This is a genomic window from Microbacterium sp. WHRI 7836 (genome assembly GCF_040223885.2).
GTDB lineage: Bacteria > Actinomycetota > Actinomycetes > Actinomycetales > Microbacteriaceae > Microbacterium > Microbacterium oxydans.
In genome coordinates this window covers 3,012,029-3,036,558 of record NZ_CP168171.1, presented here as the reverse complement: position 1 = coordinate 3,036,558, position 24,530 = coordinate 3,012,029, and the positions used below count along the sequence as shown (strand labels likewise).

Below are 24,530 nucleotides of genomic sequence, written 5' to 3'. Positions count from 1 at the left end.
TTCAGGCGAAGGTCTCGGCGAAGCGTCGCAGCAGGGCCGCACCCTCGGTGACCGAGGCTGCGAGAACCTGCTGCTGCACGGCGTCGAACTCGTCGGGGTCGAAGTAGCCGGTGGTGCGGTAGAACGTCATCCGGTCGGCGAAATCGCGAGGCGTGGGCTCTGGGTGGAACTGAGCGGCGTAGAGATGCGTGCCCACGCGGTACGCCTGCACGGGGCAGGCCTCGTTCGTGGCCAGCAGCACGGCGCCGGGCGGGGTCGCCGCCGCGCTCTCCTTATGGGCCGTGAAGACCGTCAGAGCGGAGCCGCTGGGTCCGAACACTGGATCGGCCGCGCCCGCCTGCGTGGTCTCGATGACCGTGGCGCTCGCGGGCTCCGGAGTGTCGGTCACCACCTCGCCGCCGAGCATGCGGGTGACGACACCGATGCTGAAGCAGGTGAAGAACACCGCGACCTCGGCGGCCATCGCCGCGTCGGCCAGCGTGCGGAGGTCGGCCTCGACGCGAAGCTGCTCGGCGGACTTCACCGCATCGGAGACGTTGAACGGCGAGCCGCCGACGACGATGCCGCGATATCCCCGCAGGCGTTCCATCGGCAACGCCCCGTGCAGCAGATCGAGCCGGTCGACCACGTCGACGCCCAGCGCCCGACGGAAGGAGGCATGCTCGGCATCCGCCGCCCCGGTCTCGGGTCGCACGCAGACGTAGAGAAGCGAGGCCATCAGGAGATTCTAACGAGCGCGCGTGGCCCAGCAGACGCGGTCACCGCGAGGAGTTCGCCGTGCGACCGCGGACGATGCCCACGAACGTCTCGACGTCGGCCGTGGTGCGCTCTCGCGGCCACACCAGCGCGACGGTCGAGGTCGGTCCGTGCGCGAGGACGCGGTGATCGGCGTCCTTGCGATGGTGCAGACGCGCGAGAGACATCGGGACGACGACGATGCCGACGCCGGATGCCGCCGTCGCGATCGCCTCGTCGGTGGGAAGGGGATCGAAGGTCGCCGGGACAGTCCCCGGGAACACGGGAGAACCCAGGACATCGTCGGTCAGCGCGATCACGACCTCGCCTTCGAGGTCGGCCGCGGTGAGCTGCTCCGCGGCCATCAGATGCGAATCGACCGCTGCGACGACGACCGGGACCTCGTCGTACAGGGGGATGATGTGCAGCGACTCGTCGGTGAGGGGCAGACGAAGGAGCGCCGCATCGACGCGGTCGAGTGCATGGCGCTGGGCGGCCGGGTCGATCGTCACGAGCTCGAGCGGCACACGCGGCATCCGCTGCTTCCAGGCGTCGATCCACTTGCCGGGGGTCGCGCCGGGCACAGCGCCGAGGCGGAAGGTGCGCGGCGCTTCCGGTTCGGGCTGCGGGGCATCGAAGACGACCTTGGAGGTGGGCTTCTTCGGCTTCTGCGGGGGATACCGCTCCGCGGGTGCTGCCTTGTTTCGGCGTACCGGTGTTCCGCGGCCTGTGCCCTTCGCGGGGCGTCTTCCCTGGTTCGCCATGCGGTCAAGGCTACTCGGCGGGAGTGCCCGGCACCTCCGCGGGTGCAGCAGGGCTCGTGGTGGAGAGCTTCCGCTGCGCGCGACGGACGAGTCCGGCGGCTCCGCCGACCAGCAGCAGCACGCCGACGGTCAGGAGCGCGACCGTGACGGCGGCCGTCGGGGTGAGGGCCAGCAGGGCGTCGGCGGCTGCATCGCGGCGGTCGGCGTCTGCCAGCATCCAGAGGGCTGTCGCCGAGATCGCGGCGAACAGGAGCCCCCAGATGATGGCCGCCCAGCGGGTGCGGGGCACGGCGGTGGTCTCGGTGATCGACGGAACGCTCATCACTGGTCTTCCTTCGCGGGCTCGGCGACGGTGATGGAGATGTCACCGCTGTTCTGATCGAGGGTGATCGGTTGGATGGTCGTCGGGGAGGCGGTGTCGGCCGAGATGCTCTGCACGATCACCGCCTCCTCTCCTGCGCGCTCGTCTCCGTCACGCGTGCCGAGCCATGTGCCGGAGTCGACGATCGTTCCCGAGTCGCCCTCCACGCGGGTCCAGGTCACGGATGCCGTGTCCACCGTCGCTCGGAGCTGCAGCTCGACGCCGGGATCGACATAGATGTACGTCCCCCCGGAGGACTTCTCGATCACGATCGGTCGCGGCGCGCCGTCGTGCTGATAGAGGGTGACGGAGAGGTCGCCGAACGGCTGACGGATGTGCTGCTCGCGGCTGTTGGTGATCGAGGCCCATCCGAAGGTCAGATCCTGCAGCGTGGAGAACGCCCCGGCCACGAGTCCGCCGACGAGGGTGATGACCGTCACGAAGGCCAGGAAACCGCTGCGCCGACGGAACGCCCCGGCGACGATCATCCCGAGCGCGAGCATCAGGGCTGCGGCGAGGAGGCCGAGAGCTCCGCCGAGCTGGGCTGCGCCGGTCGCCAGTCCCACGGCAGCACCGGTGATGATCGCGAGCCCCACCATCGTCGCCACGAACGCGAATCCGGCGCGCGGGTTCGACTCCCGGCGGATGCGACGGCGTTCGGCGGCTTCGGCGGCGAACACGGCGGCCTCGGCCTGGCGCTCACGGCGCAGCTGGTCGCGGGCGGCGCGCTCGACGTCCTGCTGCTGGCGCCGCCACGCCTGATCCTGTTCCTTCCACGCGGCATGCTGGGCGCGCCAGGCTTCGAGGGCTGCGGGATCCTGCGAACCGGGCGGCAGAGGGGCCGGCGGTGCCGGCGGTGCCGGGATCGCGCCGAGTGCGGGATCCGGTGACATCGGCTCTGCTGCGATGCCGGCGTCGGATTCCGCGGCGGCGGAGATAGTGGCGTCCGCCCCCTCGGCGGTACCCGAACCGGCGAGGGGGGCGGACGCGGCCGGGGCCGTCTGATCTGCGGAAGCCGTCGGCAGATCAGACGCGGAAGCGCCCGGGGTGCGGCTGGCAGCACGCACGATCAGGAAGAGCAGGCCGGCGACGAGCACGAGCCCGACGATCCAGCTGAGGAGGGAGAGGGCCGACCAGTCGCCGTAACCGAGCCCGAACAGGCGGCCAGCGAGCGGAGCGGTCGGGAACAGCCCGATGACGGCCATCGCCAGGATGCCCCACTGCACGGGCTGGTAGTCGCGACGCAGCAGGTCGCGCAGGTGCACCCGTCCATCGATGTCGGGCAGCAGCGCCCACGCGGCGGCGTACAGGAAGATCACCGGCAGTCCGAAGAGCGCGGCCACCACCAGCACCCCTCGCACGATGAGCGGGTCGATCCGCAGGCGTGCGGCGATACCGGCGGCGACGCCACCCAGCCAGCCCTCGGAGCGGGCGACGCCGAGACCGGCGACCCAGAGCAGGAAGCGGTCGGCGCCGCGCGGGGTGCCCGTGCCGGGACCGCCGACGGCCGGAGCGTCTGGATCGGCAGGGGGCGGAGGCGCAGTCGGAATCGTCATGCTTCGATCCTGGCGGTGGCGCGGGGCGCTGTGCCATGGGGGGAACCCCTGAGCGACCCCTGATTCTCGCCGGGGGAGCCCCCGGAGCATCGGCGCGGATGATTGGATGGCGACATGTCCTCTTCGGCGCACGCTCCCGCGCGACCTCCGCGCGTCGCCGCTCCACCGCGCCCGTCGTTGACCCGCGATCGCGACTGCCTGGTCGCCGGCGTCAGTGCCGGACTCGCACGCCACCTGGGCGCACGGCCGTGGATGGTGCGCGCTCTGTTCATCGCCCTCGCGCTGTGCGGCGGTGCAGGGGTGCTGCTCTACGCCTGGTGCTGGATGTTCACGCCGTGGGCGGAGAGTGAGGACGCACCGACCAGACGGATGCCCGTGGCGTGGCTGCTGCTGGCTCCCGCGGCCGTGGGGGTCCTCGTCGTGCTGGTGTGGCGTGGCGGCAGCGACTGGCTGACCGGGTCGATCCCTCCCGATGTCGCGGCGGTCGTCGTCGGCGGAACGGTGGTCTTCGCGACCGGCGCCGGGCTCTGGGCGACGCTGATCGACAGCACCGACACCGCACGGGGGCCACGGCACACGCTGAGCATCCGGATCCTCTCGATCGTCCTGCTGACCCTGCTGTTCACGATCCTGCTGTCCTGGCCGGTGGCCCGGTCGGGCGTGGCGCTGGTGCTGCTCCCGCTGGTCGGGCTGGCGGCCGTGGTGTCCTCGTCGTTGATACCCCGATGGCGCGAGCTGTCCGGTGAGCGGGTGCGCCGCATCCGCGAGGAGCAGCGCAGCCAGATGGCCGCCCACCTGCACGACTCGGTGCTGCAGACACTGGCGCTGATCCAGAACAGGGCGGGAGCTTCCAGCGAAGCTGCGCGCCTCGCCAGGGCGCAGGAGCGCGAGCTGCGTGCCTGGTTGTACGACGGCGATGCTCCGGCCGACAGTGATCTTCCGACCGACCTGCGCGACTATGCCGGAGCGTTGGAGCTCGACTACCCGGTGCGCATCGACGTGGTCTCCGCCGGCCTGTCGACAGAGCGGGCGAGCGGAGAGCTCGCCGCCGCCGCCAGGGAGGCGATCCTGAACGCGGCCCGCCACGCAGGAGGCGAGATCTCGGTGTACATCGAGGGAAGCGTGTCAGGCGTCGATGTGTTCATCCGCGATCGGGGCCCGGGATTCCAGCTCGATGAGGTGCCCAGCGATCGGTTGGGCGTGCGCGAGTCGATCATCGGACGGATGCGCCGTGCGGGTGGCAGCGGAGGGGTTCGCAGCGACGAGAGCGGCACAGAGGTGCATCTGCGCATCATGACACCGTCCAACCAGGAGCGGCCGGTACCGCGTGCGACGGCTCGGGAGGAGCACCATGGCTGAGATCATCCGTGTCGTGATCGTCGACGATCACTCGATCTTCCGCTCCGGCCTGCGCGCAGACCTCGATGCGAGCGTCGATGTGGTGGGCGAAGCGGCAGACGTGCCGTCGGCGATCTCGGTGATCGGCGAGACGCGACCGGATGTCGTGCTCCTCGACGTGCATCTCCCGGGCGGCGACGGCGAGGACGCGGCCGGAGGTGAGGCGGTGATCCGCGGGTCGTCTCCGACCGATGCCCGCTTCCTCGCGTTGAGCGTGTCCGACGCCGCGGCCGACGTGGTGCGGGTGATCCGCGCCGGCGCGCGGGGTTACATCACGAAGGGCTCATCCGGCGTCGAGGTCAGCAGCGCGGTGCGGGCCGTGGCCGAGGGTGATGCGGTCTTCTCGCCGAGGCTTGCCGGCTTCGTGCTCGACGCCTTCGGGGCGGTCGCCGGTGAGACCGCGACAGCGACCGACGAACTCGACCGGCTCTCGGCACGCGAGCAGGAGGTCATGCGCCTGATCGCTCGGGGCTACGCGTACAAAGAGGTCGCGTCGGAGCTGTTCATCTCGATCAAGACGGTCGAGACGCATGTGTCGTCGGTGCTGCGCAAGCTTCAGCTCTCCTCACGACACGAACTCACGGCATGGGCCTCCGAGCGGCGGCTGTTGTGAGAGCACCGCTCGGGTGAGGTCGCTCAGGCCGCGAGCCACAGACCTTTCTGATCCGTCGCGATGGTGAGTCCGGCCGCGACCGTCTCGTCGTCGCCGATCCTGGCACCGCGGACGATGCGCGCTCCGGCACCGATGTCGGTGCGGACGCCCACGTAGGCGTGATCGCCGATCGCCGCGCCATGGCCGACGTGCGCGTGCGCGTCCACGAACGCGCCTTCGCCGATCACGGCGTCTTCGTCGATCCAGGCACCGCGGGCGATGGTCGCGCCGGCACCGACGCGCGCCCCCGGTTCGATATAGGCACCCGCCTCGATGTGTGCCTTCGGGTGCACCTTCGCGCCATGCGCGACGAGACCCCGGCCGTTCGCGTGCTTGCGATACCGCAGCGTCGCGCCCTGGTCGTTCTCGATGTCGACGTAGTTCTTGCCCACGATTCCTCCCGTGCTCCGGAGTTCTCCGGATATATCAACAACCACGACAGGGGCGGATTCATTCCCGCGGATGGATGTGGTCAGTGCTGACAGGAGGGGCACCAGAAGGTGATGCGTTCGCGGGTCGGATCGGCGCCCTGCTCGCCCCGCCGGATCAAGGTGCCGCAGCGTCGGCACGGACGTCCGGCGCGGCCGTACACCCAGGTGCCCTGGCCGGGCCGATCGACGCCGGTGAAGGTGCGGTGACGGCGGTCCCGGTTGGCGCGGATCGTGCGCACACCGAGGTCGAGGAGAGCGGCGACATCGACCTCCGGCGTCGGTCTGGTCGGCAGGATTCCTCGGAGGAACAGGAGTTCTGCGGCGTACTCGTTGCCGAATCCCGCGACGTTGCGCTGATCGAGGAGGGCGACGTGGATGCTGCGGGCGTCGGCCTCGAGACGTCGGACTGCCTCTGCCGCATCCCAGTCGTCGGCGAGCGGATCAGGTCCGAGGTAACCGACGAGCTGATCCTCGTCACGGGTGGGGACGACCTCGATCTCGGCGATGTCGACGCCCACGGCTTCGCCCCGCGGCGTACCGACGATCGCACGCACCTTGAACGCCGGGTGCCGCCACTTCTCGCCGGGGCGATAGGTGAACCACGCGCCGTCCATACGCAGATGCGAATGCAGGGTGCTGTCGCCGATGCGCATGAGCAGATGCTTGCCGCGGGGGATCACGGCATGCACCGGCTGGCCGGTCAGGTCGAGCGTGGCGAATCGGGGCACGCGCAGGTCGAATCGGGTGACCTCCGCGCCGGCCAGAGCTTCGTCGAGTCGTCGTGCCGTGCGGAAGACGGTGTCGCCCTCGGGCATCAGGGGGCGCCGATGGGAGTGGGCGGCGGCGGGGTGCGCGGCGACGCGGTGGGCGGCGCGACGGGCGGTGTGGTGGGCAGCGTGGTGGGGGACGTGGCGAATCCGGCTCGCGCGAGCATGTCTCGCGCGAGCATCGTGCTTCCGGCCACGGCGGCCGGCATGATCGCGACGGCCCCGCCAGGGATCAGGAAGCAGAGTTGTGTCGCCACTCCGAAGCCGAGAACCCGCGCCCGGCTGCCCGAGAACAGGGCAGCGCGCTGGGCGGGGCTGAGATCGCGGGCATCGAAGGCTCGACCCGTGAGCTCTCGGGCCAGCAGTCGACCGGTCAGGACGACTCCGGCGATGGGGCCGAAGAACCCACCGACGGCAGGGATCAGACCGATGAGGAGCACGACGATCGCGATCAGGATGCCGAGCAGAACCAGGCGGAGTCCCTCGCCGAGAGTGGTCCAGAAGCTGCCACCGTCGGCTGGGGGAGCGTCGCCGAGGTCGGCCTCGACCGCATGCCAGATGCGCTGGTAGAACGGATCGCCGATGGTCAGGGTGAGGGCGCTGAAGACCACGCTGGCCAGGGCGAGCGCGGCCGCGACGATCACGAAGCTCACCGCAGACCGCAGCAGGCCGCGCCACGGTTCCAGCCACCCCTCGGCGAACGGCGTCAGCCACGTGGAGACCGACGGCAGACCGATGATCAGCGGTACGAGCGCGGCAGCGAGCAGGAGCAATGCGATGATCGCGGGGACCAGTCCGAGCAGCATGAGTCCCGGCCGGGTGCGCCACAGCCCGAAGCCGCGCAGCAGTGTGCGGATACTGGTGGCGAACTCGCGGATCATGGCTTCCAGCGTAGGCGTAGTGCTCAGACGACCTTGCGGAGCGTGTATCCGCGAGGGGTCGCCACGAAGCCGGACTCCTGCAGTGCGAGGGCGAGTTCAGTGCCGTAGACGCCCTCGCCGTTGATCTTCTCGACGGTGAGCGTGTCGAGGCGACGGGCGCGCGCGGTGGCCGCGAGGTCGGAGGCCGCGGCGCGCAGCACCTCGGCGTCGTCGCTGAACGACAGCACGGTGCGTCCGCCGCGTTCGAGGGACAGCACCAGTGCACCGTCGACGAGCACGACCAGACCGCCCGCTTTGCGCCCTGGACGATGCGAGACCCCGTCGAGCTTGGGCCAGCCGAGGGCGGCGCCGTACGGGTTCGCCGGATCGGTCGACGCGAGGGTCACGGCCTTGCGCGGCGGCGGATCCGCGAGGCCCGCATAGGTGCGCAACCGGTCGACGGTGCCGGACGCGGCGAACTGCGCAGCTCCGAGCTTCTCGATCACGTAGCCCCGGCGGCAATGCCCCGCCTCTTCGAAGCCCGCGAGCACCCGATAGGCCTGGGCGAAGCCGCCGGGAACACCCTCAGCCTGCACGGCGCCGCGCGTGACGACGCCGTAGCGGTCGAGCAGGAGCCCTGCGGTGACGGTCGCCCGGCGGGCAGGATCGGTCTCGAGCGCCGGCAGCAGCGACCAGCGGCCGCCGATCGAGGGCGGGCGGGGTGCCGCGGTCCCGGTGAAGGACACCCCGCGGTAGGTGCGGGCGCGGGGCGCACGGCGTTTGACCTTGTGCGCCTGCGAGCCGCCGGTGAGGAGCGAGCGGATGGGGGCGAAGGTGTCGTTGGTGACGTAGCCCGCCCAGGTCAGAGACCACAGCGCTTCGAGCACCGACTGCTCGTTCTCGGCCGCCGCCATGTCTTTCAGCTGTCCGGCGAAGTAGGCACCCCCGACGTCGAGCGCGATGAGGATGCGCGACTCCAGGGAGTCGGACGCGATCTCGGTGTCGCGCTCCGGGAGGGTGAAGGGCGCGATGTCGGCCGGATGCAGCGACACCCAGCCGTCCCGTCCCGGGAGGGTGCCGTGTCCGGACCAGATGACCTCCCCCGATGCCGTCAGTTCGTCGAGCATCGCCGGGGAGTAGTCGCGCACGCGGGAGGGCAGGATCAGCGACTCCCACGCACTCGCGGGGATCGGTACACCGGCGAACTGCTCGATCACGTTCAGCACGCCGTCGACGCCTTCGAGCGGACGACCGATGTGCTGCCAATCCGGGAGGAACCGTGCGTACGCCTCGGGAGAGACCGGCTCGACCGAACCGCGGATGGCCGCCAGCGAGCGCATCCGGAGCCGACGCAGCACCTCGGAGTCGCACCACTCGACCGCGTCGCCGCTGCCTGCCGCCTCGGGCAGGAAGTACCCGCTCGTGAGCCGTCCTGCCGTCTCGAGCCGCTGCAGCGTATGCCGCGCGACGGCGGCACCGAGCCCGAATCGGGAGGCGACGGCATCTGTCGTGAACGGCCCGTGCGTGCGGGCATGGCGAGCCACGAGGTCGCCGAGCGGATCTGCGACCGGTTCGAGGAACGCCACCGGGATTCCCGTGGGCAGCGCTGCGCCGAGCGCATCGCGCAGCCGACCGGCATCCTCGATCGCTGCCACCCTGGTCGCTCCGGCGATCGTGACGGGGATCGCCCGTCGCGCGGTGACGAGGTCGTCCAGCAGAGCGGCTGCCGAGGCACCTGCTGTCGATTCGGGGTCGATGCGCGCAGTGACCTCTTCGGCGTCGAGCGGGCCGAGCATCCGGAGCAGGTCCGCGACGCCCTCGAGGCCTCGTGCGCGGCGGTCGGGATCGAGACGCTGGGCCTCGCGTTCGAACTGCGCGATCACGTCGGGGTCGAGCAGTTCCCGCAGTTCGACCGTGCCCAGCAGCTCCCCGAGCAGAGCGGGGTCGACCGAGAGCGCGGCCGCCCTCCGTTCGGCGAGCGGAGAGTCTCCTTCGTACATGAACGCGCCCACGTAGCCGAACAGCAGGTCGCGGGCGTATGGCGACGGCTGGCCCGGCTCGGTCTCGACCAGGCGGATGCGTCGGTCGGCGATCGATGTCGCGAGCTTGCGCAGCGACGGCAGATCGTAGACATCCTGCAGCACCTCGCGCAGGGTCTCCAGGATCACCGGGAACGTCGGATGGCGCCTGGCGACCTCGAGCAGTTGGGCCGACCGCTGCCGCTGCTGCCACAGCGGTGTGCGCTTGTTCGGGTTCATGCGGGGCATGAGCAGCGCCCTGGCCGCGCATTCGCGGAAGCGGGAGGCGAACAGCGCGGAGCCGCCGACCTCCTGGGTGACCAGGAGTTCCAGCTCCTCGGGGTCGAACACGAACAATTCGGCCCCGGGCGGTTCCGCCTCGGCATCGGGAATGCGCACGATGATGCCGTCGTCGCTCGCGACCGCCGATCCTTCCACGCCGAGACGTTCGCGCACCCGGGCGTTGATCGCCAGAGCCCAGGGCGCGTGCACCTTCATCCCGTAGGGCGAGTGCAGGATCACCCGCCAATCGCCGACCTCGTCGCGGCCGCGCTCGACGGTGAGGGTGCGGTCGGTGGGGAGCGTGCCCGTCGCCTCGCGCTGTTCGGTCAGATGGGCCATGAGGTTCGCCCGTGCCTGCTCGTCGAGCCCCGCATCGATGAGCCGCTGTGCCGCCTTCTCGGGCGTCGCCGCCGAGACCTCGCGCGAGAAAGCCCCCAGCGCCTCGCCCAGTTCGAACGGCCGACCGATGCCGTCGCCGTGCCAGAACGGCACCTTGCCCGGCTGCCCGTAAGCGGGGATCACGTTCACGCGGTCGTGCGTGATCTCGGCGATCCGCCAGCTCGTCGTGCCGAGCGTGAACACATCGCCCACCCGCGACTCGTAGACCATCTCCTCGTCGAGCTCGCCGACCCTGGCGCCGGTCGTCTCGCCCGCGACGAACACGCCGAACAGGCCGCGGTCGGGGATCGTGCCGCCGCTGGTCACCGCGATGCGTTGTGCCCCCGGCCTTCCCGTCAGCGTGCCGGCGTCACGATCCCACACGAGGCGTGGCCGCAGTTCGGCGAACTCGTCCGAGGGGAAGCGGCCCGCCAGCAGATCGAGCGTCGCCTCGTACGCCGAACGCGGAAGCGCCTGGAACGGCGCCGATCGGCGAACGGTCTCGAACCACTCCTCGACGCCGATGGCTCCCAGCGCGCTCGCCGCGACGGTCTGCTGGGCGAGGATGTCGAGCGGGTTGCGCGGCACCTGGATCGCCTCGATCTTGCCCGCCAGCATGCGCTCGGTCACGATCGCGGTGTGCAGCACGTCGCCGCGGTGCTTCGGGAAGAGGGCCGCCCGGCTGATCTCGCCCACCTGGTGCCCGGCGCGGCCGACCCGCTGCAGACCCGAGGCCGCAGACGGCGGAGCCTCGACCTGGATCACGAGGTCGACGGCACCCATGTCGATGCCGAGCTCGAGACTGCTCGTCGCCACGACGCAGCGCAGCACTCCCGACTTGAGCTCCTCTTCGACCTGTGCCCGTTGCTCTTTCGACACCGATCCGTGGTGCGCCTTCGCGAGCACGGGATCGGCCCCCGCGGTGGCTCCGGCCTGGGCCATCATCGCGGCGGGCACGGTCGTATCGGGGAGGGGTACGCCGATCCGCTCGGAGTAGATCTCGTTCAGTCGCCCGGTGAGGCGCTCGGCCAGCCGACGGGAATTGGCGAACACGATCGTCGAGTTGTTCTGCAGGATGCGGTCGACGATCGCTTCCTCGACGTGCGGCCATACCGAACCGGTGACCTCGGAGTATTCGGCTCCGTCGGCGTCTCCCGGAACTCCGGGCGGTGGAGGCGGATTCGTCATGTCGTCCATCGGGACGACCACACCGAGCTCGAAGGTCTTGGAGGCGGGAGGTGCCACGATCTCGACCGGGGCAGAGCCGCCGAGGAACCGGGCCACCTCGTCGATCGGCCGCACCGTGGCGGAGAGGCCGATGCGCTGAGCCGGCGTCTCGACGCCGTTCGCGCGGCGCAGGGCGTCGAGCCGTTCGAGGCTGACGGCGAGGTGCGCTCCGCGCTTGGTGGCGGCGACGGCATGCACCTCGTCGATGATCACGGTGTGCACGCCACGCAGCGTCTCGCCCGCGCGGCTCGTGAGCATGAGATACAGCGACTCGGGGGTCGTGATGAGGATGTCGGGCGGATCGGACACCAGCTTTCGCCGGTCGCTCGATGTCGTGTCGCCGGAGCGCACCCCGACGGTGACCGCAGGGGCCGTCACCCCGAGCCGTCTGGCCGACTGGCCGATGCCGATCAGCGGGGAGCGGAGATTGCGCTCGACGTCGACGCCGAGCGCCTTCAGGGGGGAGATGTAGAGGATGCGCGTTCGGGGCTCGCCCTTCGCCGACGGCGTGGTCTCGCCCATGCGCTCGCGGAACACGCTGTCGATCGCCCACAGGAACGCGGACAGCGTCTTGCCCGATCCGGTCGGGGCGACCACGAGGGCGTGCTTGCCGGCGGAGATCGCGTTCCAGGCACCCGCCTGCGCGGGAGTGGGCGCGGGGAACGCCCCCCGGAACCAGTCCTGCGTGGCGGGAGTGAAGCGGTCGAGCACGTCGCTCATCCCTCCATCATCGTCGAGGCCGCAGACATCGGGGCGTGACGATGTCGGCGGGAGGGAGGATGCTGGGGGAATGGCGCACACCACGAACTACGTCGACACGTTCATCGAGGTCGCCGACGACTGCCCGATCGCGCACGCGACCGAGCCGCCGGTCGCCGAGAAGCCCTCGATCGCGGCGATGCATTACCGTCTGATCGCCGAGCAGCCCTACGCGCGCACCTCCGACGACGTGATCTTCGAGACGTATGCGCTGCGCAACGGCATCGCCGTGGACGACACTGCCGCACGGGCGTCGTTCTTCTCGAAGGGACAGCCCTGCCTGCGCTCCTCGCCGCTGGGAAAGCGCTACGGATGGGGCGTCCACCACGACGCGGAGGGTCGGGTCGCTCTGGTTCCGCGGGACTCGGCGGAGTACACGGCGCTCGCCGCAGACCCCGCGCTCGCGCACACTCGGGCGATGCGGAGTCGGCGGGCGTGACACCTGCTCACGCTCGCCGAGGAGGCGGCAGAGGCCCACGCCGGCGAAGCTGACGAGCAGGGTGTCTCGTACTGAGGTACGACGACCCCTGACAGTGGGCACTTCGGGCCGACGCGACGGGGTGGCCTGCGCTTTTACCGTCGCCCTATGCCCGTCGAGAACACCCTTCCCCACCCCGCCGCCAGCGCTCTCCGTGTCATCGCCTCGATCGTCGGAAGCGTGCTCGTCGCCGCCGCTCTGAGCATCATCTGGGTCGCCCGTCTGAGCATCGACCGGGTCCTGTACGTGAGCGGCCTCGGAGCCGACGGAGAGCCGACGGCCGGATGGTTCGAGCTCGCCCTGCTGCTCCTCGTCGTGGGTGGTCTCTCGGTCGCGTGGGCGGCACGCGGACTGCGGTCGACGGTGCCCTGGCTGAGCATCTGGACGCCGTCCTTCTCGGTGGCGATGGCGTCCGCGCTGTTCCTGGTGGCCTCCCAGGTCACATGCACGACGGGATGCCCGCTTCCCGTCGGCCCGGCCTTCACCTGGCAGGACCTCGTGCACACGACCGTCGCCGTCCTCGCCTTCGCGCTGGCCGCGTTCGCGATGCTCCAGGTGTCGTTCGTCGAGGGGAGGCGCACACTGCGGATCCTCTCCTTGGTGGCGGGTATCTCGACCGCGGTGATCGCGGCGGCCGGTGGCCTCCTCTCGCTGCTGCAGTTCCGCACCGATATCGGCAGCATCCTCGAGCTCGTCGCGACCACGATCGGCATGGGCTGGCTCGCGATCCTCGGGATGGACACCGCGTTCGCCCAGCGTGCAGGTGCGGCGCGCAGGCAGACGTGGGTCCGGGTCTCGAAGGAGAAGACCGGCGCTCTGGTGGGGGAGCGTCGCACCGCGACCGGATCGCTCCTCGTCGTCTCTCGCTGACGGAGTCCACGATGCGGTGCGTAGAGTCGACCCATGCGAGAGCCAGCACCCGTCGCCGCCGGAGAGGCCAGAGCGATGGGTCTGCCTCGGCCTCCCGGTGCGCTGGGGCGGTTCTGGAAGACGCACCCCTGGCTCTTCGACGGACTCCTCGCCGCCGGCTACCTGGTCGTGAGTGCGTTCTGGTCCCTGGTCACTCCGCTGTCCTCCGGCGCATGGTCGCCCGCGTGGCCGTACATGATCCCGCTGTTCGTGAGCGTGGTGACCTCCGCCTCCCTGATGTTGCGCTCCCATCGACCCTGGCTCACGTACCTGGTGTTCGGGGCGGGTGCGGTCGTCGCGCTCGTCACCGACACCGTCGTCGAGACGTTCGGGGTCGGCCTCGCGGTCTACGCGCTGTTCGTCTACCGGTCGAATCGCAGCGGCTGGATCGCGTTCGGCATCACCGTGGTGGGAGGGGTCCTCGTCCTCCCTGCCCTGGACTGGCTGCGCGAACCCGCTCCGGAACGTCTCTTCGTCTCGGTGCCCACGAGCGTGCTGTTCCTCGCCGTGATGCTGATCGCTGCCCTCCTCGGAGTCAACGTGGGTGACCGGCGGCGGTATATCGGAGCGATCCTCGATCGCGCCAATCAGCTCGCCCGTGAACGCGATCAGCAGGCACGGATCGCGACTCTGGCCGAGCGCGCCAGGATCACGCGCGAGATCCACGATGTCGTGGCGCACAGCGTGTCGGTGATGGTGTCGCTCGCAGACGGTGCGGATGCCCTGGCCGAGAAGGACCCGCAGCGGTCGAGGGACGCCGTGCAGGAGATCGGCGAGATCGGGCGGCAGTCGCTCGTCGAGATGCGGCAGCTGCTCGGTGCTCTGGGCGACGACACGGCGGAGAGCGAAGAAGACGGTTCGTTGCGGCCGAATCCTGGACTTGCCGAGCTCGTGCCTCTCGTCGAGACCTTCCGCACGGCGGGGCTCCCCGTGTCGGTGCGCACGGAGGGGAGTGCGCCTTCGTCGCCCGCTCTGCAGAACACGATCCACCGCATCGTGCAGGAGGCGCTCACGAACGCGCTGCGCTACGCGAAGGATCCGCGTGAGGTGCGGGTGCTGCTCGACTTCCGCGACGACGTTCTCGTGATCGAGGTCACCGACGACGGGCAGCCGGGACCACCCGCCGCCTCGGTGGGGTCCGGTCGCGGGCTCGTCGGCGTGCGTGAGCGGGCGCGGCTGGCCGGCGGAACAGTGCAGACCGGACCTCTGCCCGATGGCGGATGGCGCGTGCGGGTGGAGATCCCCGAACAGGAGGACCAGCGATGACCGAGGAACCGACCCCGATCCGGGTGCTCATCGTCGACGATCACGAGTTGATCCGGCGAGGGATGAGGATGGTGCTCGACGCCGAAGACGACATGAAGGTCGTCGGCGAGGCAGCATCAGGAGCCGAGGCTGTGCACATGGCCGCGGATCTGCGCCCCGACGTGATCCTGATGGACATCCGGATGCCGGAGATGGACGGCATCGAGGCGACCAGGCGCATCGTCAGGGGCACTCCGTCGAGCAGGGTGCTGGTGCTCACGACCTTCGACCTCGACGAGTACGCGTTCGGGAGCCTTCGTGCGGGAGCGAGTGGTTTCCTGTTGAAGAACACTCCGCCCGCGCAGCTGACGGCGGCGATCAGGGCGATCGCCGCCGGTGATGCTCTGGTCTCGCCGCGTGTCACCCGGTCGATGCTCGATCTGTTCGCCACACGCCTGCCCCGACAGGCGGAGCGTGGCGATGCGCGCCTGGACGTGCTGACCGAGCGGGAGCGCGACGTGTTCCTCGCCATCGCCAAGGGGTACAACAACACCGAGATCGGTGAGAGCCTCTTCGTGTCCGAGTCGACCGTGAAGACCCATGTCGGCAGGGTGCTGCTGAAACTCGATCTGCGTGACCGCGTGCAGGCCGTCATCCTCGCGTACGAGATCGGTCTGGTCTGACGGGGTGCGACGTCAGGGAGCTCTCTCCCCGACGTCGCACGTCCGCGTCAGGGCTCGAGCATCACCTCCTGCAGTGCGCCTTCGCCGTCGATCTCGAGTGTCAGATCGAGGTCGAGGCGACGCAGGAATGCGTCGTCGTGGCTCACGACGAGCACGGCGCCTCGGTAGGCGCGGAGGGCTTCGACGAGCTGGTCGACCGTGTCGAGGTCGAGGTTGTTCGTCGGCTCGTCGAGCACCACGAGGTGCGGTGCGGGGTCGGCGAGCAGCAGCGTCGCCAGCGCGACGCGGAACCGCTCACCGCCGGAGAGGGACGCCACAGGGCGCTCGGCCGTGGCTCCTCGGATGAGGAACCGGGCGAGCCGGTTGCGCAGCTCCTTCTCCGGCACGTGGGGTGCTGCGGCGGCGATGTTCTCGAACACCGAGCGCTGCTCGTCGAGTCCGTCGACCCGCTGCGGCAGGTAGCCGATCAGGTCGGTGTGGGCCTCGGCGTGCAGCGGATGCTCATCCGGAGCCGAGCCGCCGGCGACCAACCGCTCCAGCAGCGTGGTCTTGCCCGCCCCGTTCCGGCCGATCAGTGCGACCCGCTCCGGACCCTGGATCACCCAGGCTCGTTCGTCATCACCGACCGTCGCGATGCGGCGGCTGCGGGACACCTGCGGGTCGGGCAGTTCGATCTTCATCGATGCATCAGAGCGCACACGGCGCCCCGCTTCATCGAGGAGCGACCGCGCCGCATCCTCCTTCGCTCCGACCTCGGTGCGCAGTCGGCCCGCCGAGACCTCAGCGGCCATCTTGCGCCCGTGGGCCACGATCTTCGGGACGCGCTTCTCGATCTCCGCCTTCTTCGCGGTGCGTGCGCGGTGGGCGAGCTTCACTTCGGCTTCGATACGCTGACGTCTCTCCTTGCGGAGCACCTGGGCGGCGGTGACCTCGGCTTGCTTCGCCGCATCCTGCTCGGCGTCCAGCCACGCCCGCCACTCGGAGTACGGGCCGCCGAACACGCTCAGCGTCTGGGCGTAGAGCTCGGCGGTGTCGTCCATCAGCTCGAGCAGAGACAGGTCGTGGCTCACGACGATGAGCGTGCCCTTCCAGGCGCGCACCATCGCCGCGAGCTTCGCTCTGGCGTCGCGGTCGAGGTTGTTGGTCGGCTCGTCGAGGACCGTGATGGGCGCGCGGCGCAGACGGATGCCGGCGATCGCGACGAGCACCGCCTCCCCTCCCGAGAGCTCGCCGACCGTGCGGTCGAGGAAGTCCGGGGCCAGTCCGGCCTCGGCCAGCGACGCCTCCGCGCGCGCTTCGATGTCCCAGTCGTCCCCGACCGCATCGAAGTGGGCCGGGTCGACGTCGCCCGTGCCGATCGCCCGCACGGCATCGAGCGCTTCGGACACCCCGAGGAGGTCGCTGACGCGGCGGTCGACATCGAGTGTCAACTGCTGCGGAAGGTACGCGACCTCGCCGGATGCGGTGACGACGCCCGAGGTGGAGTCGAGCTCGCCGGCGATCAGTCGCAGCAGCGTGGACTTGCCGGCGCCGTTTCGTCCGACAAGCCCGGTGCGTCCCGAGCCGAAGGACCCGGAGATGCCGTCGAGCGCGATCGAGCCGTCGGGCCAGGTGAAGGTGAGCCGGTCGAGGACGACCGAGGCGTGAAGAGTTGTGGGGGTTGACATGAGTGTCTCCTGTCGAGTGCGAGGGTGCACTGACACCGAGCCCCTGCCGTCCCGTGACACGCGTCACGGGATAGGGCGGAGTGGGTCTGCCGTGGAGTCGGCGATCGTCGGGTCAGCGCGCGGAAAGATGAGCGCGGAGGCGACGGATCAGATCAAAGGACTTCCAGACACGGCGGACAGGACTCCCCGACGATACCCGGGCGTGTCGCGATCGCGCAACCCCGGGCGTGTCGGATTGTCCGTCGCGCGGGGGATGCCGTCGCCTCCACCGGTGCGTAGCGTGGAGGCATGGCAGATCACGATCCGAGTCCGCAGGAGTCGCGTTCGCGTATGGGCCTGGGCGTCGGGCTCGCGCTCGGAGTGGCGATCGGGGCGTCGCTGGGCGCCGCCCTGCAGAACTGGGCCCTCGGAATCGGAATCGGAGTGGCGATCGGCGTCGCCCTCTCCGTCGCCATCACCTCGGGCGGCGGATCCGGTTCCCGCGAGCGCGAGGACGAGCGCGACGGGGGCGACGAGACCGACGGGCGCCCTGGTGACGACTTCGGTGCGTCCGAGGAGGAGCCGGAGCGCTGATCAGCTCGCGGCGATCCCCTCGACCCACTTGGTGAGGAAGCGGTGCACGTCGGTCAGTTCCTCCTCCGAGATGCTGTGCGTGAGTCCGGTGTACACCCGACCGGACAGCTCGGAGTGCGTCGGCAGCCATTGGGCCGTGTGGTCGACCAGCGCGGGCGGGATGACGTCGTCGTGCGTGCCCCGACCCCAGAACACCGGTGGGCGCAGCTCGGCCAGTGCCTCGTCGTTCGGAAGGTCTCCCGGTGCGGCGTATCCGCTCAGCGCCGCCACCGCGCCGAAGCGTTCCGGAGCCAGACGGAGGGCCTGCAGCGCCACCGCCGCGCCCTGAGAGAAGCCGAGCAGCGCCACCGAGGGGGCATCGGCGGCTGCGGAGTCGAGCCAGCGCAGGAAGGCGTCGGCTGCGGCGGTGACCGCCTCCGAGCTGCGTCCGTCGAGTCCTTCGATCGGGTACCAGGAGCGCCCCGGCATGGGCCACGGAGGGGCGAGCGGAGCGGCGACGGAGGCCACGGCGATGCCCTCGGGAAGGTAGGGGATGAGTCCGAAGAGGTCGTGTTCGTCCGCCCCGTAACCGTGCAGGAGGACCAGCAGAGGCGCCCCTGCACGGTCGGTGGACGACCATCGGGTCGCGGAGTCGTCGATCGTCAGGTTCTCGCTCACACCGTCATCCTGCCAGGGGCCACCCTCATCGTCTGCTCAGCCGTCGCGCGTCGGCCGTCCACTCGAGGTGCGCGGCCGGGCGCGGTGTCGGTTCTGAGGGACGGCTGGTAGAAAGGACACATGGCGGTCCGCACACCTGATCCTGATCCGGAACCCGACGACGACGGTCTCGGCGAGTTCCCGGATTCGAATCGCCCCGCGCCCGATGCGAACCCCGGCTGGTTGAGCGAGTTCGAGCTCGAAGAGGCTCGGCGTCGGCTGCCGATGCTCTATGTGGAGGCGATCCCGGTGCGCACCGACGGCTCCGGCCAGGTGATCGAGATCGGCATCCTGCTGCGCTCCACCCCGATGGGGGAGATGACCCGCACGATCGTTTCCGGGCGCGTCCGCTTCGGCGAGACGATCCGCGACGCCCTCTTCCGCCACGTCGAGAACGACCTGGGCCCGATGGCCTTCCCGCTGCTTCCGCCCCAGCCGCTGCCATTCACCGTGGCCGAGTACTTCCCGATCCCCGGCGTGAGTGCCTTCCACGACGACAGGCAGCATGCGGTGTCGCTGGCCTTCGTCGTGCCGGTGACCGGCACGTGCGAGCCACGGCAGGATGCGCTCGAGGTCACCTGGTTCTCGCCGGAGGCCGCCGGGTCCGACGCGGTCGCCGCCGAGATGGAGAACGGTCGAGGCACTCTCATCCGCCAGGCTCTCGCGAGTCTCGGTCTGCTGCGCTGATACCTCCGGTGCTCAGGCTCCGGCTGTGGTGAGGCGCGAGAGCTCGGCGACGAAGGCGTCGACGTCGGCTTCTTCGGTGTCGAAACCGCACATCCAGCGCACCTCCTTGCGCGCCGCGTCCCAGTCGTAGAAGCGGAACGAGTCGCGCAGCCGGTCGGCGACGCCGTCCGGGAGCGTGGCGAAGACGCCGTTGGACTGCGTCGGCTGGGTGAAGTCGACGCCGCGGATGGAGCCGTCGGCGATGCCCGCCTCGATCTCCGAACGCAGACGCGCCGCCATGGCGTTCGCGTGCTTCGCGTTGCGCAGCCACAGGTCGGTCTCGAGCAGAGCGATCAGCTGCGCCGACACGAACCGCATCTTCGACGACAGCTGCATGTTGAACTTGCGCGAGTACTTCAGGCCGTCGGCGGCGTCGGGGTTCAGCACGACGATGGCCTCGCCGAGCATGGCGCCGTTCTTGGTGCCGCCGAAGGTCAGCACATCGACGCCGGCGTCGCGGGTGAACGCACGCAGCGGCAGGTCGAGGGCCGCTGCCGCGTTCGAGAGGCGCGCACCGTCGAGGTGCAGCTTCATGCCGCGCTCGTGCGCGTGGTCGGCGATCGTGCGGATCTCCTCGGCCGTGTACAGCGTGCCGAGCTCGGTGGTCTGGGTGATCGAGACGACCAGCGGCTGTGCGCGGTGCTCGTCGCCCCAGCCCCAGGCTTCGCGGTCGATCAGCTCGGGCGTGAGCTTGCCGTCGTCGGTGGGGACGGTCAGCAGCTTGAAGCCGCCGATCTTCTCCGGGGCCGCGGCCTCGTCGACGTTGATGTGGGCGGTCGAAGCGGCGATCACCGCCCCCCAACGCGGCAGCATGGACTGCAGGCCGGTGACGTTCGCGCCGGTGCCGTTGAACACCGGGAACGCCTGCACGCCCTCGCCGAAGTGCTCCTGGAAGACCTCCTGCAGGCGCGCGGTGTACGCGTCCTCGCCGTAGGCGCTCTGGTGGCCTCCGTTCGCCGCGGCGATGGCCGCGAGGACGTCGGGGTGGATACCGGAGTAGTTGTCACTGGCGAAGCCCCGGATCGCGGGGTCATGCTGGATGCTCACCGCTCAAGCCTAATCGCCCTACCGGATGTCCCCGCCCCGCTCTACCCTCGAATCCATGGAGCGCACCGTAGCGAAGCGAGCCTTCGCCAACGTCCTCGTCAACACGCTCATCGCGAACGTGACGACGAGCTTCCTGTGGTTCGCGCTGACGTTCTGGGTCTACATCGAGACGCAGTCGGTGCTGGCCACGGGCATCATCGGCGGCGCCTACATGCTGTTCGTCGCGTTCTTCGCGATGGCGTTCGGCACGATCGTCGACCGCAACCGCAAGCACACCGTCATGGTGATCTCGAGCATCATCTCCGCGGTCTCCTTCCTCGTCGCCGGGGTGCTCTACCTCTGGCAGCCCGAGGCGGCGCTGCTCGATCTGGGAGGGCCGTGGTTCTGGCTGTTCTCCGGCATCATCCTGTTCGGCGGCGTGATCGAGCAGCTGCGCAACATCGCGCTGTCCACGACCGTGACCCTGCTCATCCCCGAGGAGAAGCGCGCGAACGCGAACGGTCTGGTCGGCACGGTGCAGGGCATCGCCTTCCTGGTCACCAGTGTGTTCTCGGGATTGTCGATCGGCTTCCTCGGCATGGGATGGACCCTGGCGATCGCCATCGCCGCCATGGCGCTCACCTTCGCGCACCTGCTGTTCATCCGCATCCCTGAGGGCGCTCCGGAGCCCGACCCGAACGCCTCCAGCGCCCTCGACTTCCGGGGAAGCGTGCAGGCCATCCGACTGGCGCCCGGGCTGTTCGCCCTGATCATCTTCTCCACGTTCAACAACCTCATCGGCGGCGTCTACATGGCGCTCATGGACCCCTACGGGCTCACGCTCTTCGATGCCCAGACCTGGGGGTTCGCTTTGGCCTTCGCCTCGACCGGCTTCCTCGTCGGCGGCGGGCTGGTGGCCAAGTTCGGCCTCGGCCCCAAGCCCATGCGCACGATGCTGCTCGTGGTCATCGCGATGGGACTGCTCGGGTCTGTGTTCATGCTGCGAGAGTGGTGGCCGCTCTACGTGGTCGGCATGTGGGTGTACATGGCACTGGTGCCTCCGGTCGAGGCCGCGGAGCAGACCGTGATCCAGAAGGTCGTGCCGTTCCAGCGTCAGGGGCGTGTGTTCGGGGTGGCCGCAGCGATGGAAGCGGCGGCGGCTCCACTCACGGCCTTCCTGATCGCCCCGATCGCCGAATTCCTGATCATCCCCTACATGAGGACCGCCCAGGGGCAGCAGCAGTGGGGGTGGCTGCTCGGAGAAGGCGAGGCGCGAGGCATCGCGCTGATCTGCCTGTTCGCCGGACTGATCATGGTCGTCGCCGCCACGCTGGCCTTCTTCACGCGCTCCTATCGCAAACTCACCGAGCTCTACGCCGAGGCTCCCGAGCAGGAGATCGACGCGCCGGAACCGGAGCGGGCGGATGCTCCACCCGTGGTTCCGGGGATGCCTCCGGATTCCCGCTGACGCTGACCGCCGCGCAGGAGCGGACAGGGGGCATCGAGACGGCATCGAGGGAGCCTCGGTGTCGTGCCAGGCCGGGGATCAGCCCAGGTCCAGCACCCGGTCGTTGAGCGCGGTCGCGTCCTCGTCCCACAGCGCGACGATCCGGGCGGCCAGCGCATCGGGATCGAGTGCCTTGGCGCGGAACACCACGGACGCCGTGCGCAGGGGCTCGTCGGCTTCGCGTGCGGCCTTGGCGTAGCCCTGGGCCACCGCTCGCGCCCAGGCCTCGCTCGCAGCCTTGACCGCGGCGTAGTTCGCCCCGCCGGCGAGGGGGCGCGCGACGGCGGTGGATGAGACGATCGCGAAGCGTCCGGCGTCTGAGGCGCGCACCACATCGTCGAACGCCCGGCTCGTGGCTCGCACGGCGTCGAGCGCGGGGAGCAGCGCGGCGAAGTCCTCATCGGACTGTCCGGCCAGGCCCCCGCCTCCTCTCCACCCTCCGACCAGCGGAACCACTGCATCCACGGGGCCGAGCCGCGAGGCCAGGGTGGTCATCTCGTCGAGAGAGGTCGCATCGGCGACCTCGACCTGAGCGCCGGCATCTGCGATCTCCCGCAGGCGCTCCTCCGAGCGGCCGGTCGCGAAAACCCGTGCGTTCGCGGCGACCAGCGCCCGCGTCACGGCGAGGCCGGCCGCACTGGTGGCCCCGGCGAGCAGGACGATGCGTCCGGAAGCCGTCGATTCGGTGCGCTCGGCCTCGTGTGCCACGTGTTCAGCCATGTCGTCCACTCTCCCGGATCGGAGGGGCTTCTGCGGCCGGAACCTGCGGGAGATCCCGCACGAGAGGTTCCGGCCGCAGCGCGGTGCGCCCCAGCGTCACACTCGGAACGCGCGCGGTGCGCGCGTTGTCATCAGTCGTCCGTGCCGCGGATGCCGACGGTCGACTCGATGACCGGCTTCATCTTCTTGTCGAGGGTCTCGAAGAACATCGACAGCGGGAACTCGTCGTCCATCACGGCGTCGGTGTAGCCCTTCGGCGCGCCGGCGAGGATCTCGTCGGACAAGCCGCGGGCCCACTGAGACGCCGGGTGCGGGGTGAGCGTGCCGCGGACGAGCTCGTATGCGGCGAGCCAGTGCGCGACCTTCGGACGGTCGATCGAGTGCCAGTACAGGTCGTCGATCGCATCTCCCAGAGCCACCACGGCATCCGGCACGGCGTCCCAATCGAACGCGAGAGCGGTGTCGGTCCAGTGCAGCACGCCACGCTGGTGCAGCCACGCGAACAGGAGCTGTCCGCCGACCGCGTCGTAGTTGCGCGTGCGAGTGCCCGTGATCGAGAAGCGGAAGATGCGATCGAAGATCACCGCGTACTGCACGAGGTGCGCGTAGTCGTGCGTCTCCTGCTCGATCTCGGTGAGCTCTTCGCCGGCTTCGATGCGGGCAGCGAGAGCACGCTCGATCTTCACCGACTCGCGGAACGCCGTCATGTCGCAGCGCATCTCCTCCAGCGAGTAGAGGAAGAACGGCATCCGCTGCTTGATCATGAACGGGTCGAAGGGCAGATCGCCGCGCATGTGGGTGCGGTCGTGGATGATGTCCCACATGACGAAGGTCTTCTCGGTCATCTGCTGGTCGTCGAGCATCGCGGCCGCGCGCTCCGGCAGGTCGAGGTTGGTGATCTCGGCAGCGGCACGGGTGACACGACGGTAGCGGGCCGCCTCGCGGTCCTGGAAGATCGCGCCCCACGTGAAGGTCGGGATCTCGCGCATCGCGACGGTCTCGGGGAACAGCACGGCCGAGTTCGTGTCGTAGCCGGGGGTGAAATCGACCAGACGCAGCGAGACGAACAGCTTGTTGCCGTAGTCGCCGGCTTCGAGTGCCGCGATGAACTCCGGCCAGATCGTCTCGACGATCAGCGCCTCGACCAGGCGGTCGCTCGAGCCGTTCTGCGTGTACATCGGGAAGACGACGAGGTGGCGGATGCCGTCGACGCGGTGCTGCTGCGGCTGGAAGGCCACGAGCGAGTCGAGGAAGTCCGGCACACCGAAGTCTTCCGAGACCCAGCGCTCGAAGTCGACCATGGAGGCGGCGAGGTATTCGGCGTCGTGCGGGAAGGCGGGGGCGAGGGCGCGGATCGCTGCGGTGATCGCACCGACGAGTTCACGGGCGGCGGCGTGGTGCGCGGCATCCGGGATCGAGCCGTCTTTGATCTGCATCTCGCGGATCGCGATCGCGGCGTCCTTGAGCTGAGCCCACGCGGCGGACTGCTCGGCGATCGATGCGTCCTCGACGACCTCGGGTTCGCCGACGATGGCCTGGACAGCGGAACTGTTGGCGGAAAGAAGGGACATCGGGACCTCCGATCGGAGAGTTTGGCGGAAAGATTCCGGCATATACGGAATCCTGACGATAATCTTACAGCTATGGATGACTCTGTCGACCGCGCGATCCTGACCGCCATCTCCCGCGACGGCCGTGCCACGCTCTCGCAGCTCTCCGACGCCGTGGGGCTGTCGGTGTCGGCCGTGCAGTCGCGCCTGCGCAGGCTGGAGACGCGGGGTGTCATCTCCGGCTACCGCGCGATCCTCGACCCCGAACAGGTGGGCACACCGCTCTCGGCGTTCATCGAGATCACGCCGCTCGACCCCGCCCAGCCGGACAACGCCCCGGAACTGCTCGAGCACCTCGATGCCATCGAGGCCTGTCACTCCATCGCCGGTGACGCGAGCTACATGCTGTTCGTGCGGGTGCCGTCGCCGCGCGCACTCGAAGAGCTCGTGCGCGACGTGCGCCTGGCGGCGAACGTCAGCACCCGCACGACGGTGGTGCTGCAGACGTACTACGAGCACCGGCCGATCATCCCGGTGGGCTCCGCGGAGTAGCCCGTACGGC

General features: G+C 69.8%; 23 protein-coding genes. 10 read left to right on the top strand and 13 right to left on the bottom strand.

Annotated features, from left to right (window positions below):
• Position 1 precedes the first annotated feature (1 nt).
• The 4 genes from ABRP18_RS14670 to ABRP18_RS14655 are packed head-to-tail and all read right to left on the bottom strand — an operon-like array spanning position 2 to position 3,416.
• Positions 2–718, bottom strand: coding sequence for a GMP synthase (locus ABRP18_RS14670; RefSeq protein WP_127012625.1), 717 nt, complete (start codon positions 716–718; stop codon positions 2–4).
• A 40-nt stretch (positions 719–758) separates the two neighbouring features.
• Complete coding sequence (locus ABRP18_RS14665) at positions 759–1,499, bottom strand: substrate-binding domain-containing protein (protein ID WP_349884902.1); 741 nt, start codon at positions 1,497–1,499, stop codon at positions 759–761.
• Between the two features lie 10 nt (positions 1,500–1,509).
• The gene (locus ABRP18_RS14660; RefSeq protein ID WP_349884901.1) at positions 1,510–1,821 is read right to left on the bottom strand and encodes a hypothetical protein; all 312 of its coding nucleotides are present in this window, start codon (positions 1,819–1,821) and stop codon (positions 1,510–1,512) included.
• Entirely contained in the window at positions 1,821–3,416 is a 1,596-nt protein-coding gene (locus ABRP18_RS14655) for a PspC domain-containing protein (protein WP_349884900.1), read from the bottom strand. The genes ABRP18_RS14660 and ABRP18_RS14655 overlap by 1 nt, the downstream gene beginning before the upstream one ends.
• 114 nt (positions 3,417–3,530) lie before the next feature.
• Between ABRP18_RS14655 and ABRP18_RS14650 the strand changes: the two genes are divergently transcribed.
• Both ABRP18_RS14650 and ABRP18_RS14645 read left to right on the top strand, forming a co-directional pair.
• Positions 3,531–4,775, top strand: coding sequence for a PspC domain-containing protein (locus tag ABRP18_RS14650; RefSeq protein ID WP_349884899.1), 1,245 nt, complete (start codon positions 3,531–3,533; stop codon positions 4,773–4,775).
• The gene (locus ABRP18_RS14645; protein WP_061015694.1) at positions 4,768–5,427 is read left to right on the top strand and encodes a response regulator transcription factor; all 660 of its coding nucleotides are present in this window, start codon (positions 4,768–4,770) and stop codon (positions 5,425–5,427) included. Before ABRP18_RS14650 ends, ABRP18_RS14645 begins: the two co-directional genes overlap by 8 nt.
• 23 nt (positions 5,428–5,450) lie before the next feature.
• Here the strand turns inward: ABRP18_RS14645 and ABRP18_RS14640 are convergent, their stop codons facing one another.
• The 4 genes from ABRP18_RS14640 to ABRP18_RS14625 form a co-directional block, all read right to left on the bottom strand.
• Positions 5,451–5,858, bottom strand: a complete 408-nt coding sequence (locus tag ABRP18_RS14640; protein WP_017829277.1) for a DapH/DapD/GlmU-related protein — start codon at positions 5,856–5,858, stop codon at positions 5,451–5,453.
• Positions 5,859–5,938: 80 nt separating this feature from the next.
• Positions 5,939–6,712, bottom strand: a complete 774-nt coding sequence (locus tag ABRP18_RS14635; protein ID WP_058632373.1) for a DNA-formamidopyrimidine glycosylase family protein — start codon at positions 6,710–6,712, stop codon at positions 5,939–5,941.
• A complete protein-coding gene (locus ABRP18_RS14630; RefSeq protein WP_349884898.1) occupies positions 6,712–7,545 on the bottom strand; it encodes an EI24 domain-containing protein in 834 nt (277 codons plus the stop codon). Before ABRP18_RS14630 ends, ABRP18_RS14635 begins: the two co-directional genes overlap by 1 nt.
• A 23-nt stretch (positions 7,546–7,568) precedes the next feature.
• Positions 7,569–12,149 carry an ATP-dependent helicase gene (locus tag ABRP18_RS14625; RefSeq protein ID WP_349884897.1) on the bottom strand — a complete coding sequence of 1,527 codons (4,581 nt, stop codon included), beginning with the start codon at positions 12,147–12,149 and terminating at the stop codon, positions 7,569–7,571.
• A 70-nt stretch (positions 12,150–12,219) separates the two neighbouring features.
• Between ABRP18_RS14625 and ABRP18_RS14620 the strand changes: the two genes are divergently transcribed.
• The 4 genes from ABRP18_RS14620 to ABRP18_RS14605 all read left to right on the top strand — a co-directional run bounded on the left by ABRP18_RS14620 (position 12,220) and on the right by ABRP18_RS14605 (position 15,503).
• Positions 12,220–12,627 carry a DUF6157 family protein gene (locus ABRP18_RS14620; protein ID WP_061015686.1) on the top strand — a complete coding sequence of 136 codons (408 nt, stop codon included), beginning with the start codon at positions 12,220–12,222 and terminating at the stop codon, positions 12,625–12,627.
• 147 nt (positions 12,628–12,774) lie between these two features.
• Positions 12,775–13,536, top strand: a complete 762-nt coding sequence (locus ABRP18_RS14615; protein WP_156172627.1) for a DUF998 domain-containing protein — start codon at positions 12,775–12,777, stop codon at positions 13,534–13,536.
• 33 nt (positions 13,537–13,569) lie between these two features.
• Positions 13,570–14,841 carry a sensor histidine kinase gene (locus tag ABRP18_RS14610; RefSeq protein ID WP_193761357.1) on the top strand — a complete coding sequence of 424 codons (1,272 nt, stop codon included), beginning with the start codon at positions 13,570–13,572 and terminating at the stop codon, positions 14,839–14,841.
• Entirely contained in the window at positions 14,838–15,503 is a 666-nt protein-coding gene (locus tag ABRP18_RS14605; protein WP_127012618.1) for a response regulator transcription factor, read from the top strand. The genes ABRP18_RS14610 and ABRP18_RS14605 overlap by 4 nt, the downstream gene beginning before the upstream one ends.
• 47 nt (positions 15,504–15,550) lie before the next feature.
• Here the strand turns inward: ABRP18_RS14605 and ABRP18_RS14600 are convergent, their stop codons facing one another.
• Positions 15,551–17,170, bottom strand: a complete 1,620-nt coding sequence (locus tag ABRP18_RS14600) for an ABC-F family ATP-binding cassette domain-containing protein (protein WP_193761358.1) — start codon at positions 17,168–17,170, stop codon at positions 15,551–15,553.
• 288 nt (positions 17,171–17,458) lie between these two features.
• On the opposite strand from ABRP18_RS14600, the gene ABRP18_RS14595 reads away from it, so the two are divergent.
• Complete coding sequence (locus tag ABRP18_RS14595; RefSeq protein WP_193762036.1) at positions 17,459–17,743, top strand: hypothetical protein; 285 nt, start codon at positions 17,459–17,461, stop codon at positions 17,741–17,743.
• Here the strand turns inward: ABRP18_RS14595 and ABRP18_RS14590 are convergent, their stop codons facing one another.
• The gene (locus ABRP18_RS14590) at positions 17,744–18,400 is read right to left on the bottom strand and encodes an alpha/beta hydrolase (RefSeq protein ID WP_058633244.1); all 657 of its coding nucleotides are present in this window, start codon (positions 18,398–18,400) and stop codon (positions 17,744–17,746) included.
• A 120-nt stretch (positions 18,401–18,520) separates the two neighbouring features.
• Between ABRP18_RS14590 and ABRP18_RS14585 the strand changes: the two genes are divergently transcribed.
• Entirely contained in the window at positions 18,521–19,126 is a 606-nt protein-coding gene (locus tag ABRP18_RS14585) for an NUDIX hydrolase family protein (protein WP_046747764.1), read from the top strand.
• A gap of 12 nt (positions 19,127–19,138) precedes the next feature.
• Here the strand turns inward: ABRP18_RS14585 and ABRP18_RS14580 are convergent, their stop codons facing one another.
• Entirely contained in the window at positions 19,139–20,212 is a 1,074-nt protein-coding gene (locus tag ABRP18_RS14580) for a low specificity L-threonine aldolase (RefSeq protein ID WP_113680604.1), read from the bottom strand.
• Between the two features lie 55 nt (positions 20,213–20,267).
• On the opposite strand from ABRP18_RS14580, the gene ABRP18_RS14575 reads away from it, so the two are divergent.
• Entirely contained in the window at positions 20,268–21,659 is a 1,392-nt protein-coding gene (locus tag ABRP18_RS14575) for an MFS transporter (RefSeq protein ID WP_349884896.1), read from the top strand.
• 78 nt (positions 21,660–21,737) lie between these two features.
• Here ABRP18_RS14575 and ABRP18_RS14570 read toward each other — a convergent pair whose 3' ends face one another.
• Positions 21,738–22,418 (bottom strand): SDR family oxidoreductase, encoded by a 681-nt coding sequence (locus ABRP18_RS14570; RefSeq protein ID WP_141368637.1) that lies wholly within the window; start codon positions 22,416–22,418, stop codon positions 21,738–21,740.
• Between the two features lie 131 nt (positions 22,419–22,549).
• A complete protein-coding gene (locus tag ABRP18_RS14565) occupies positions 22,550–23,989 on the bottom strand; it encodes a DUF6421 family protein (protein WP_349884895.1) in 1,440 nt (479 codons plus the stop codon).
• A 72-nt stretch (positions 23,990–24,061) separates the two neighbouring features.
• On the opposite strand from ABRP18_RS14565, the gene ABRP18_RS14560 reads away from it, so the two are divergent.
• The gene (locus ABRP18_RS14560; protein ID WP_046747768.1) at positions 24,062–24,520 is read left to right on the top strand and encodes an Lrp/AsnC family transcriptional regulator; all 459 of its coding nucleotides are present in this window, start codon (positions 24,062–24,064) and stop codon (positions 24,518–24,520) included.
• Positions 24,521–24,530 lie beyond the last annotated feature (10 nt).